Source organism: Nocardia sp. CNS-044 (assembly GCF_059570515.1).
The window spans coordinates 1,342,913-1,355,345 of record NZ_JCANSX010000006.1 but is presented as its reverse complement, the minus strand read 5'-3'; the positions used below and the strand labels follow the sequence as shown (position 1 = coordinate 1,355,345).

The 12,433-nt window shown below is 66.9% G+C and carries 11 protein-coding genes and 1 pseudogene; 10 read left to right on the top strand and 2 right to left on the bottom strand.

The window, feature by feature from the left end; genetic code table 11:
• The 5 genes and pseudogenes from T333_RS14820 to T333_RS14800 all read left to right on the top strand — a co-directional run.
• Positions 1-342, top strand: a 342-nt coding sequence (locus T333_RS14820; RefSeq protein WP_496424749.1) for a transposase, incomplete at its 5' end; no start/stop codon positions are given.
• Between the two features lie 13 nt (positions 343-355).
• Entirely contained in the window at positions 356-727 is a 372-nt protein-coding gene (locus T333_RS14815) for a hypothetical protein (RefSeq protein ID WP_496424748.1), read from the top strand.
• A gap of 244 nt (positions 728-971) precedes the next feature.
• Entirely contained in the window at positions 972-1,790 is an 819-nt protein-coding gene (locus T333_RS14810; protein WP_496424747.1) for an NAD-dependent epimerase/dehydratase family protein, read from the top strand.
• Between the two features lie 302 nt (positions 1,791-2,092).
• Positions 2,093-2,442 (top strand): annotated as a pseudogene (locus tag T333_RS14805) (MaoC/PaaZ C-terminal domain-containing protein); the annotation flags it as partial.
• Positions 2,443-2,612: 170 nt separating this feature from the next.
• Positions 2,613-2,888, top strand: a complete 276-nt coding sequence (locus T333_RS14800; protein WP_496424746.1) for a hypothetical protein — start codon at positions 2,613-2,615, stop codon at positions 2,886-2,888.
• A gap of 834 nt (positions 2,889-3,722) precedes the next feature.
• Here T333_RS14800 and T333_RS14795 read toward each other — a convergent pair.
• Both T333_RS14795 and T333_RS14790 read right to left on the bottom strand, forming a co-directional pair.
• Entirely contained in the window at positions 3,723-4,046 is a 324-nt protein-coding gene (locus T333_RS14795) for a hypothetical protein (protein ID WP_496424745.1), read from the bottom strand.
• 177 nt (positions 4,047-4,223) lie between these two features.
• Positions 4,224-5,357 carry an alpha/beta hydrolase gene (locus T333_RS14790; RefSeq protein WP_496424744.1) on the bottom strand — a complete coding sequence of 378 codons (1,134 nt, stop codon included), beginning with the start codon at positions 5,355-5,357 and terminating at the stop codon, positions 4,224-4,226.
• 536 nt (positions 5,358-5,893) lie between these two features.
• Here T333_RS14790 and aceA point away from each other — a divergent pair.
• The 5 genes from aceA to T333_RS14765 all read left to right on the top strand — a co-directional run bounded on the left by aceA (position 5,894) and on the right by T333_RS14765 (position 12,344).
• Positions 5,894-7,183: an isocitrate lyase gene (aceA, locus tag T333_RS14785; RefSeq protein WP_354998796.1), complete on the top strand. Its 1,290-nt coding sequence runs from the start codon at positions 5,894-5,896 to the stop codon at positions 7,181-7,183.
• Between the two features lie 156 nt (positions 7,184-7,339).
• Positions 7,340-8,227 carry a 3-hydroxybutyryl-CoA dehydrogenase gene (locus tag T333_RS14780; protein ID WP_354998797.1) on the top strand — a complete coding sequence of 296 codons (888 nt, stop codon included), beginning with the start codon at positions 7,340-7,342 and terminating at the stop codon, positions 8,225-8,227.
• A gap of 406 nt (positions 8,228-8,633) precedes the next feature.
• Positions 8,634-10,937 carry a 5-methyltetrahydropteroyltriglutamate--homocysteine S-methyltransferase gene (metE, locus tag T333_RS14775; protein ID WP_357254307.1) on the top strand — a complete coding sequence of 768 codons (2,304 nt, stop codon included), beginning with the start codon at positions 8,634-8,636 and terminating at the stop codon, positions 10,935-10,937.
• A gap of 409 nt (positions 10,938-11,346) precedes the next feature.
• Positions 11,347-11,772, top strand: coding sequence for a VOC family protein (locus T333_RS14770; protein WP_496424743.1), 426 nt, complete (start codon positions 11,347-11,349; stop codon positions 11,770-11,772).
• Positions 11,772-12,344: a TetR/AcrR family transcriptional regulator gene (locus tag T333_RS14765; protein ID WP_354998800.1), complete on the top strand. Its 573-nt coding sequence runs from the start codon at positions 11,772-11,774 to the stop codon at positions 12,342-12,344. Before T333_RS14770 ends, T333_RS14765 begins: the two co-directional genes overlap by 1 nt.
• The last annotated feature ends 89 nt before the right edge of the window (positions 12,345-12,433 follow it).

Genomic DNA, 12,433 nt, shown 5'->3' with positions numbered 1-12,433 from the left:
AACGACCACCTGATGCTGCCGGAGTTGCTCGACCGGGTCCGGCCGCTGCGCGGCAGAACGGGTCGGCCTCGCCACCGGATCAAGGCACTGATCGCGGACAAGGGCTACGACTATCCGCGCGTGTATACCGAACTGCGGCAACGTCGTATCACCGGCTACATCCCCCGCCGCGGCACCCACGACAAGGTGACAGGGCGATGGATCGTCGAACAATCCCTTGCCCTGCTGCACCAGTACCGCCGCCTCGCCACCCGCTGGGAACGACGCACCGACATCCACCAAGGACTCCTCGACCTCGCCGCCGCCCTCATCTGCTGGCGAAGACTCCGCAACCGAACCTGATAGGTGCTCTAAGATGCCTGCTGCCGCCGATGGTTGTGATGCGGCGATCGTGCCGTCGTATCTCGCTCTCGATCGATACGGCGGACGTCCCAGGTCCGACGCGCAAATACGGGAGAACCACCGAGTGGACGGACTTCCGGACTTCATCGTCGTAACTCCTTCGTACGGCCCAGTCGTCGGCGACGTCGACAGCCACGCTCTCGCGGATCCGATTTACGAAATTTTCGTCTCTTGCCTGAGGTCGATTGAGGATTTCAATCGTACAGAAATTGACAGGTCTATCGTGCATCTCCTGGTACATGTCGTCGCCCTGGGATTCGAGGCGGTTGACGACGTGGTTGTAGCAACCGCTTTCCGCCGCGCCTGGCGGGAATTCGGTCATTGACCCCGTTGGAGTGCCTTGTGCATGCTACTGGCCTGGCAAATACATTGGAGGCAGGGTGGATACGAGTCGGGAACTGACGACTACGACCCTGTGGCGTCCGACCGGGCCCGAGGAGTAGGGCTGGTCGCTGACTCGGGGTGGCATGCGTGGCCACCTCGTTTGCCGGATCAGCCGATCTTCCACCCGGTGTTGACCGAGGAGTACGCGGTCATGATCGCGCGAGACCGGAACGTTCCGGCACAACATGAGTACCGGCCGCATGGCGTCCGTCGAAAAGCTCATGGCGCAACCGCAATTCACGCTCCGCATCGCCGACGTAACCGAGCCCGGTGTCTTCGCCGACCTCGTAGACGTCACCCACATCGCGCACTTTGCGGGCTCGGGCGGTTCCGCCGCCCGGCGGCCGATCGAGATGCTGCGGGCGGCGTCGACCGGCACCCTCGCCGCTCTGGATCTGGCCGCGCGGTGCGATGCCCGCATCGTCATCGTCACCGGCGTCCCGGAGGCGTTGACCGCGCCAGCTGCCGCGTCCTATGTGCTGGGCCGTCATGGTCTCGAAAATAGCTGCCTGGCAGTCGCTTTCGATGCTACTGCGGCGGGCCATATCGTAGCCGAGGCGGCCGCCTGCTATTGCGAGAGTGCGAACGTCGGCATCGTCCGGCCGTTCGAGGTGTACGGCCCGCACCTGTGGCCCGGCGACGGCCGCGTCACCTCCACGATCTGTGCCGCCGCGGTGCGCGACCAAACACTCGAGCTCGCCGACGGCGACCGGCGCTCGTTCGTCTACGTCACCGATGCCGTCGAGGCCGTGATCGCCATGCTCGACAGTGCGGCATTCGGACCGGTCGACATCGGCGGCCCGTACCCGCTCACCACCGCGGCTTTCGCCCGTACCGCCGTCGACATCGCCGGCAGCGGTTGGGTCGAGGTCGCTCCGGCGGGCGGCGCGAATGTCACCCGACACCCGGATCTCACCCGCACCCAGTCGCTCTTGGGCTGGCGGCCCACCACACCCTGCACGACGGACTGCATCACACACTCGATTGGATCCGCACCATCCTGACCCAACACCCGCGGTAGACCGCCACGCAGCGGCGGCACCCGAGATCTGCCGGCGAGCCGGAGAACGTCAGCAATCCCCCTAGCGGCGCCCAAGTCCAGCGCGCAGCTGCTCCGTATCGAGGAGATGCGCTGTGCCTTGGTACTGGACAAGTCGCCCGGTCTCGCCGTCGACGATCGTTCGGTCGCTCGGCAACAGCGCTGTGTCATGTGTAAGGGTGGTGTTCACTCGTGTATCCCGGTTGTGCTGATGCGGCTACAAGTCTTGAGCGTATCTGGAGCGAGGAGCGGCTTGGTGGAAGCAACGATCTGGTCAATTACGCAGGGGTGTCGGTGATGCGAACCCGATCCACTGGCACGACGAGGTCGCCGCTCTCGCGGGTCTTCCCGATGTGATCGCCCACAGCATGCTCACCATGGGCCTGGGGGCCGGATTTGTGACCGGGTGGCTCGGTGACCCCAGCGCGATCACCAGGTACGGGGTCCGGCTGTCGAACTACACGGTCGTCGAAGCCTCCGCCGCCGGGAGCGTCGAGTTCACCGGGCGCATCAAGTCGATCGATCCCGAGACCAGGAGCGCTGTCGTCGTCATCGTCGCGAAGTCGGCGGGACGCAAGATATTCGGTCTTGACACCGCGGATGTTCGCTTCACGTAGTCACTTCCTTGGGCGCTCGATCGCTCGGACAGAGCAGGGTGTCGCATGTCGACGTCGACATGCGCAGCGAACGCGGTGACAGGCCTGGGATGTGATGTGCGCGTGGCTTGTAGCCTCGACATGTGAAACTCGGAATGCTTTCTTGCATAGGCGCTCTCACCATCACCGCGGTGTCCGTAGCCGCTCCTACCGCCGCAGCTTTCCCCACCGGCTCCTTCGGCGGTGGGGACGGGCGGCAAGTGGTGATCATCGACAACACACTGGAACTGAGCAGTCTGGACGAGTGCTGGGCCAGCGGCTTCCCGCGCGATATCCACTTCCACAACCGCAGTGCGCGCAACTTCCTCGTGTACGCATCCAACGACTGCACCGGCGAGCCCACCGCAACCGTGGCTCCGGGTGGAGTCGCGACGATCTTCGGCTGGTCCGCCAAAGCGGCCCCGTAGAACACTGTTGCCAGGCGCCTCCGGAGCCAATCTAGTTGGCTTCGGAGAGCGCGCGTTTCGTCCGCGGGCTTGCTCTCCTCGTACATCGGCTGGGTGCGGCGGCCGACTACTCGTGTGTCGCACCTCGATGGCCGAATGAACGACCTCCGCCCCACCTGTCGCCCGGATCGGTCACGGTATGGCCGCCAAACGGCGATGGTATGGATACACGGCCTCGATTCCCCTTGTAATTGGGAACTCTTGGGCAACACGCTGAGCGGAGGAACGAGGAGGCCGATATGAGCGAGTTCGCCTGCGGCGATTGCTGGCGCCGCGAGAACCTGACTTTCGCGCAGCGACTGGACCCGGCCTACATCCGGCGCGGGAATGGGCAACTGTGCGAGGAGCATCGGGCCAGCAGGAACGAATCGCGGGCCTTGGCGCCGCTCGCGAAGCGCTCGTGTCGACCGAGATCCATATCGGGAAAAGAAGGCAGTCACCCGCTGCCGTAGTTTCACCGGGCGGAAATCGTGCGGTGCGTGTGGTTACGAAGCGGCGTGGCGGGCGACGAGCGACCGCCGCGCGGCAACCGAAACTTGCCCACGCCCAAGCGTTCAACTACTGAGCAACCTGGACGAGTGCTGGGCCAGCGGCTTCCCGCGCGATATTCACTTCCACAACCGCAGTGCGCGCAACTTCCTCGTCTTCTCCTCCAACGACTGCACCGGTGAACCCATCGCGACCGTGGCGCCCGGCGCGGTCGCGACGTTCTACGGCTGGTCGGCCAAGGCGGCCCCGTAACACGTTCTCAATCGGCGATCGCACCCAGCGATGATGACAACGCGGGCACAGCGGTCAGGCGAAGACCTCGTCGAGGGTGGTGGCGGTCAGGACGCGGACGGTCCAGGTTCGTACCTGCGTCGGGTCCGCGGTGTGGATGGTGTCGGCGATCCTGGCTGGGATCGGTCCGAACTTGCTGGTCAGCAGATCGATCAAGGCGTTCGCGCGACCTTCGGCGCGACCTTCGGCGCGGAGCCGTTCGGCGGTGGTCACAATGGCCTCCTTGGCTCGTGGACCGAGTCGGTCGATGAGCGGTTGCAGATCGGCTTGCTGGGTGTCGCCGACACTGACGTGCCGGAAGTACGCGTCATGCGAGTTCGATCGCGGCGCTGCGGACATGCCCGCAAACTACTCGTGACCGGTGTCGCTCGGCACCCGAATGTCCTCAGTTCTATTGCGCTGACAGCGAATTCGGACAAATAGGGGACGGGTGCCGCAGTGAAACCGCTGAACCGCCGCAATCGCAGCAGTCGGCGCTTGCCGGTCTCGCGCGGCGCCGTGCCCTCTCGGTTCGAGTCAGGAGAACAGGTTTCGCACGAACGGCAGGGAGTCGGGTAGGGAGGCGTTGACCGTTCCGCTGTGGTCCTGCTGATAGGTCCGCACCGTGACCGGCTGCCCATTGGCCTGCAACGTCGCCGCGAAGGCGAGGGTGGCGGGGGTGATGACGTCGGTGTCGCGCAGGCCCTGGCCGAGGAAGAGGGGACGGTCGTAGCCGGATTCGGGGAGACCCATGGTCCGGGTGAGGACGCCGCGCAGGTCGGGGATCTGGGCGAGGGGGCGGGTGAAGAGGTCGCCGAGGACGACGTTGGCCGCGCCGAGCTCGTCGCCGAATTCGTTGATGCACGCGGTGCGGGCGCGAACGAGCCAGTCGCGGCCCGCGTCGGTCAGGTAGGACTCGATGTCGAGTTCGGGGTAGGTGGTGCGCAGGCCGTTGAGGATGTACAGCACGTAGGCGGTGCTGTGCGCGCTCAGTTCGAGCGGCGGCATGCCGGGGCCGAGCGGCAGCAGGATGTCCTCGATGTAGGCGGGCACGCCGGTGCCGACGGCGCCGCGGTAGTCCAGGTCGGGCCCGCCGAACTCGGTGGCGTAGCGGGCGGTGACGACGGCCGCGCCGCCGCCCTGGGACTGGCCGACGACGACCCACTTCCTTGCCAGCGAGGGATACCGGCTGGTCGCGGCCTTCACCGCGTCCACGACGTTGTGCGCCTCGACCTTGCCGTTGAGATAGGGGTGCTCGCCCGGCGTCCCGAGTCCGGCGTAGTCGGCGGCGACCACGGCGTACCCCTGCTTCAGCCAGGTGCCCAGGTAGGCCCAGTCGCGTTCGCGGGCGCCTGGGCCCGTGATGCTGTAGGCGCAGTCGTCGCCGAGACCGACGGTGCCGTGTGCCCACGCGATCACCGGCCACCCGCCCTCGGGCGGCGTTCCGGCCGGGAAGTAGACCGCGGCGCTGGCGGTGGTCGGAGCGTCGCCCGCGGTGGTGGAGCGGTACAGGAGGCGGGCCGCGTCGGCGGCGTCCGGCGGTGTCGCGACCGCGGCGAGCGGCGCGACGGATTCGAAAGTGCCCGCCGCGAGGTCCGCGCTCGCGGTGGACGGGTACAGCAGGGCGGTCGCGCAGGCCGTCACAGCCGCCGCGAGGCATAGCTTCCGCATGGGGCTCCTGTTCGCTGAGCGTGGGGACACGTTGGATGTGTACACGCCGATGTGTTCATTGGGCGCCCTCCCGACCCTTCGATGCGCGGGGGGCACCTCGGTGGAGTTGGACGCATGCTCGAGAATGGCTCTCCGCCCAAGTCTGCCGCATTCCCGCGGCGCGGGTGTCCTGGCCCACACGGAGGGCGGCCGCCCCACCCTGTGAATCGACTCACAGACCGGATCGCCCCGGCGTGTTGCCGAGGGGGCGGACGCGGAACGCAAACAGTACAAGCGTTACGCTAAAACCCCACGTCAGGGCTACTCGCGGGTAGGTTGAATGCTTGCAATTCGCCCGCAAATTTCGCAGAGTTAGCAAACAGTAGGCGAAACCTAGCTGAGATTCACATTAGCAACAGGTAGACGGCTATTTCCCGGTGTGCCATCGTGTGGAAGTACACCCCAAGGGCCTAGCAACCCTGCAAATCGCCGCTCCAGCAGATCGAGTGAAATCTCGGCAAGCGCGGCACCGACCGACCAAAGAAGTGGAGTCAGAGATGTCGACCACCGGCACCCCGAAGACCGCTGCGGAAATCCAGCAGGATTGGGACACCAACCCGCGCTGGAAGGGCATCACCCGTAACTACACCGCGGACCAGGTGGTGAAGCTCCAGGGCACCGTCGTCGAGGAGCACACGCTCGCTCGCCGCGGCTCGGAGATCCTGTGGGATCTCGTGAACAACGAGGACTACATCAACTCCCTCGGCGCCCTCACCGGCAACCAGGCCGTGCAGCAGGTGCGCGCCGGCCTGAAGGCGATCTACCTGTCGGGTTGGCAGGTCGCCGGTGACGCGAACCTCTCCGGCCACACCTACCCGGACCAGTCGCTGTACCCGGCCAACTCGGTGCCGCAGGTCGTGCGCCGCATCAACAACGCGCTGCTGCGCGCCGACGAGATCGCCAAGGTCGAGGGTGACACCTCGGTCGCCAACTGGCTGGCTCCGATCGTCGCCGACGGCGAGGCGGGCTTCGGTGGCGCGCTCAACGTCTACGAGCTGCAGAAGGCCATGATCGCGGCCGGTGTCGCCGGTTCGCACTGGGAGGACCAGCTGGCCTCCGAGAAGAAGTGTGGCCACCTGGGCGGCAAGGTGCTGATCCCCACCCAGCAGCACATCCGCACCCTGACCTCCGCGCGTCTGGCCGCTGACGTCGCCGGCGTGCCGACCGTGGTCATCGCCCGCACCGACGCCGAGGCCGCCACCCTGATCACCTCCGACGTCGACGAGCGCGACCGCGAGTTCCTGGACGGCACCCGCACCGCCGAGGGCTTCTTCGGTGTGAAGAACGGCATCGAGCCCTGCATCGCGCGTGCCAAGGCCTACGCCCCGTACTCCGACCTCATCTGGATGGAGACCGGTGTGCCGGACCTCGAGGTCGCCCGCAAGTTCGCCGAGGCCGTCCGTGGCGAGTTCCCGGACCAGCTGCTGGCCTACAACTGCTCGCCGTCCTTCAACTGGAAGGCGCACCTGGACGACGCGACCATCGCGAAGTTCCAGCGTGAGCTCGGCGCGATGGGCTTCAAGTTCCAGTTCATCACCCTGGCCGGCTTCCACTCGCTGAACTACGGCATGTTCGACCTGGCGCACGGCTACGCCCGCGAAGGCATGACCGCGTTCGTCGACCTGCAGGAGCGCGAGTTCAAGGCCGCCGCCGAGCGTGGCTTCACCGCCATCAAGCACCAGCGTGAGGTCGGTGCCGGCTACTTCGACTCCATCGCCACCACCGTCGACCCGAACACCTCCACCGCGGCGCTCAAGGGCTCCACCGAAGAGGGTCAGTTCCACTGAGTTGACCAGCCCGCAGTGATGCAGGCCCGCAATCCTCTACTCGAGTAGGGGTGTACCGCCCTCCCCGCCGAACAGCCCCGGCGGGGAGGGCATCCCTATAACTTGGACCAGAACCCCCAAGCCATCCCAGCCACACCAGACCAGCAGGAGCGGGACGTGAGCAGCGAGAAGATTCAGCGTGTCGGCGTCATCGGCGCCGGACAGATGGGTGCCGGAATCGCGGAGGTGTGCGCCCGGGCGCACGTCGACGTGCTCGTCTACGAACAGACCCGGGAACTAGCGGCCGCCGGCCGCGCCCGCATCCTCCGCTCGCTGGATCGCGGTGTGAGCAGCGGCAAGATCACCGAGCGCGAGCGTGAGCAGGCCGCGTGGCGGCTGCGCTTCACCTCCGACCTCGGCGATTTCGCGGATCGTCAGCTGGTCGTCGAGGCCGTGCTGGAGAACGAAGAGGTCAAGACCTCGATCTTCGCCGAGCTCGACAAGGTCGTCACCGACCCGAACGCGGTGCTGGCCTCCAACACCTCGTCCATCCCGATCATGAAGATCGCCGTCGCGACCGCGAACCCCGAGCGCGTCGTCGGCATGCACTTCTTCAACCCCGTGCCGGTGCTGCCGCTGGTCGAGCTGGTCACCACGCTCAAGACCAGCGAGGCGGTCGCCAAGCGCGCCGAGGCCTTCGCCGGTGACGTGCTCGGCAAGCAGGTCGTCCGCTCGGCCGACCGCTCCGGCTTCGTCGTCAACGCGCTGCTGGTGCCGTACCTGCTCTCCTCCATCCGCATGGTCGAATCCGGTTTCGCGACAAAGGAAGACGTCGACAAGGCCATGGTGCTCGGCTGCGCCCATCCGATGGGCCCGCTGGCGCTGACCGACCTGGTCGGGCTGGACACCGTGAAGTCGATCGCCGACTCGATGTACGCGGAATTCAAGGAACCCCTCTACTCCGCGCCCCCGCTGCTGATGCGCATGGTCGAGGCGGGCCTGCTCGGCAAGAAGACCGGCGCCGGTTTCTACCAGTACAACTCCCCCGCCTCGCCGCGTAACTAGCGGGCGGCGCGAAGCCGTCGGCGTCGGGCACCGGTGCCGGCGGTTGGGTGTCGAACCGATTTCGGTCGTACCCGGCGAGTTGTCCGGCCCTCGCGAGATCGGTTGTCGCGTCGGGCGAAGGAGTTCGCCGGGCCTTCGTCCCTGACGCTCAGCAGCGAGACGGCCGCGAGCGGGCTCGTAAGACTCGCCCAGGGGGTGGCTGGGAGTGTTCAGATGATCGACAGGTGGGCCGGCTGAGCTGGGGGCAGCTGCTCATCGCTTCGCAGTGATACCAGTAGTAACGGCATAAGCTGCAAGGACGCCGAGTCGTTGACGCGGCTCGGCGGGACACCGAAAGCGCAGCGCTGCGCGTCGTCCGCCGTGCGGAGCGGATATCGCGCAGGTGATCGAAAGGGAGTTCCCGCGCATGGTCAACGTCACGGATGGCTACGGGTCGAGCATTCTGGGTTATCCCAGGATCGGGCCGCACCGGGAACTCAAGCGGGCACTGGAGTCCTACTGGCGCGGTTCGCTCTCGCGTGAGGAGCTGCTCGCGGTCGGCCGGGACATCCAGGAGCAGCAGTTCAGCGAGCTGGCGGCCACCGGACTCACCCAGGTGCCCGGCAACACCTTCTCCTTCTACGACCACGTCCTGGACAACGCGCTGATGTTCGGCGCGGTGCCGAAGCGGTTCCAGCCCTACCACGACGTGATGGAGCCGCTGGACTTCTACTTCCTGATGGCGCGCGGGCGGCCCGATCTGCCGCCGCTCGAGCTGGTGCGCTATATCGACACCAACTACCACTACCGCCAGCCCGAGCTGGACGGCGAGACCGAGTTCTCGCTGCATCCCGAGGCCTTGCTCGACGAATTCGACCGCGCCAAGGCGCAGGGCATCGAGCTGCGGCCGGTCATGCTCGGTCCGCTGTCGCTGCTGCTGCTCTCCAAGGCGGGGCAGGTGCCCGGCGAGCCGGAGTTCGACACGCTCACCCTGTTGGACAAGCTGCTCCCGGTCTACGAGGAGCTGTTCGAGATTCTCGCCAAGCGCGGCGCCACCTGCGTCCAGCTGGACGAGCCGATGTTCACCAGCGAGCGCAGCGACGCCGAGCTGGCCGCCTTCGAGCGCGCCTACCAGCGGCTGTCCCACGCGCCGCTGCGTCCGCGCATGCTGGTCACCGGTCAGTACGGCGACTTCGGTCCGGCGCTGGCGATTCTGGCCGCGTCCAATGTCGAGGCCATCGGCTTGGACCTGGCCAGCCACCGGATCCGCCCGGAGGATCTCGCCGAGGTGCCGGGCATCCGACGCAAGCGGCTGTACGCGGGCGTGATCAGCGGCCGCAACGTGTGGCGCGCCGACCGTTACGTCACGCTGGAATACCTCAACGAACTGGCCAAGGTGTGCCCGGATCTGGTGGTCTCCACCGGTAGCACGCTGCTGCACGTGCCCTACGACCTGCTCGTCGAATACGACATCGAGGGCAACGTCGCCGACCGCCTCGCCTTCGCGAAACAGAAGGTGGGTGAGGTGGTTTCGCTCGCCAAGGCGCTCACCGAGGGCCCCTCGGACAAGTGGCGCAAGCGGCCGACGGAGGTGCACTTCAAGCAGAAGCACGCGGTGCGCCAACGGGTTTACGCGATCACGCCGCAGATGCGCGAGCGCGAACCCTACGCGGAGCGCCGAATCGCCCAGCAGGCCAAGCTGAATCTACCCCCGGTGCCCGCCACCACGCTGGGCTCGTTCCCACAGACCGACCGGATCCGCCAGGCCCGTTACGAACTCGGCGAGGGCAGGTTGTCCTACGAGGAGTACCGCAAGCGCATCGAGGCCGAGATCGAGACGACGATCCGGCTGCAGGAAGACATCGGCCTCGACGTGCTGGTGCACGGCGAGCACGAGCGCAACGACATGATCCAGTACTTCGCCGAGCTGCTGGACGGCTTCGCGACCACCCACTTCGGGTGGGTGCAGGTCTACGGATCCCGTTGTGTGCGCCCGCCGATCATCTACGGCGACGTCTCGCGTCCCGCGCCGATGTCGGTGGAGTGGATCACCTACGCCCAGTCGCTCACCGACAAGCCGGTCAAGGGCATGGTCACGGGTCCCGTCACCATGATCGCGCGGTCGTTCGTGCGCCAGGACCAGCCGCTGCACGAGACGGCCGACCAGGTGGCGCTGGCGATCCGTGACGAGGTGGTGGATCTGGAGCGCGCGGGCATCTCGATCATCCAGGTGGACGAGCCCGCGATCCGAGAAATGTTGCCGCTGCGGAACATCGGGCGTGCGGAGTACCTGCGCTGGGCGGTCGGCGCGTTCCGGCTGGCCACCTCCGGCGTTCGGCCGGAGACCCAGATCCACACGCACATCGGCTATTCCGGCCGCGCCGAGGTCGTGGAGGCCATCGAACAACTCGACGCCGACGTCACCGCGATCGTCGCGACCCGCTCCATCGAGTGGGTGCTCAAGGCGCTCAAGGAGGACTGCGCCTCGGGTCACGGCCTGAGCCACGGCGTGGGTCCCGGTGTGTACGAGAGCCGTTCGGCCCGTATCCCGGACATCGATGAACTCGACGAGCTGCTGACGGCCGCGGCCGCGGCCGTCACCCCGGAACGGCTGTGGGCCAATCCGGACGGCGGACTCAAGACCCGCCACTACTGGCAGCTGGAGCCCTCGTTGCGCAACATGGTCGCGGCTGCCCGGCGTATCCGTCGGCGCATTCCGACTGGCGAATAGTTCGATCGGCACGGGCTGCCTTTCCATTGCGAAATGGGAAGGCGGCCCGTTGTTTTCGGTGCGACTTGCGCGCGGTGTCGGTCGGCCGTCGACGATCCGTACTGGGCGACTGGGCGACTGGGCGGCTGGGCGGCTGGGCGGCTGGGCGGCTGGGCGGCTGGGCGGCTGGGCGGCTGGGCGGCTGAGCGGCTGAGCGGCTGAGCGGCTGAGCGGCTGAGGCCTGGCTCCCGGCGTCGTCAGCCGTCGGAGGATGGGCTGTCGTATGGTCCCCGACCGGGTGGGCGATGAGGAACGCGCGGACGAAGGCGGGTTCGTTCAGACGCGGCCCGCGCAGCGCCGCGGGCGCCTCGTCGGCGGCGGGTACAGTACGTCTGTCATTTCGGTACAGTTCGTACCGTATCATTTGTGCATGACTGTGGATGAACGAGTGTGGCCAGATTCGCTACGGGTGGCCCAGGTGCGGGTCGCGCGGCCGACGGATCGGCTCGACGAGGTGGTGCGGTTCTACGTCGACGGGGTCGGCCTGCGCGAGCTGTACCGATTCGAGAACCACGCGGGGTACGACGGTGTGATGCTCGGGCTGCCCGGCGCCGACTATCACCTGGAGTTCACTTCCCATGTGGACGGAAGTCCCGGTGACGCACCGACTTCCGAGAACCTGCTGGTCCTCTACTTCGAGGGCGAAGCGCAGATGTACGACGTGGTGCAGCGGCTGGGCGAATACGGTATCGAGCCGGTACCGCTCGAGAATCCGTACTGGGCGGCGAACGGCGGCTTGGGCTTTCCCGATCCGGACGGTTGGTTGGTCGTGTTGATGCCGCGGCCGGTGTTCTGATGGCGGGGCGGGCGCGCGACGATCGGATCGATGTCGCGGTCTTGACGGCCGCGCGAGAACTGCTGGACGAGAACGGATATGCCGAGCTGACGATCGGCGGTGTGGCGACGCGGTCGGGGATTCACCGTCCCGCGATCTATCGGCGCTGGCCGTCCAAACGGCACTTGGTCGTGGCGGTGGTCGCCGACTTGCTCGGTCTGCGGCCCACCGCGAACACCGGCGACCTGCGCGCCGATCTGTTCGCGGCGATGCGCGATCTCGTGGCCGCCCTGCGCGATACGTCGCTCGATCGGGTACTTCCCGCGCTGCTCGCGGATCTCGCCAACGACCCCGAACTGCGCGAGCATTTCCTTGCCGTCGTCTTCGAGCCGCGACGACAGACCACCGAAACTGCGCTGCGCGCGGCGATCGACCGCGGCGAGGTGCGCCCCGAGATCGACATGGACTTCGTGCTGGACGCCGTTGCGGCGCCTATCTATTTCCGCGCGCTGTTCGGCCACCTGCCACTGGACGAGGAACTCGCCGAGTCCTCGGTCGACGCCGTCCTGCGCCTGATCGTCCCGGCCGGATGACCCGGTAGCTTCGATGCGATCAGGGTCGTTGCGACGCGAACCCAGGTCGCTTCCGGCGAACCTGGTCGTTTCGGCGCGGACGGGGTTGC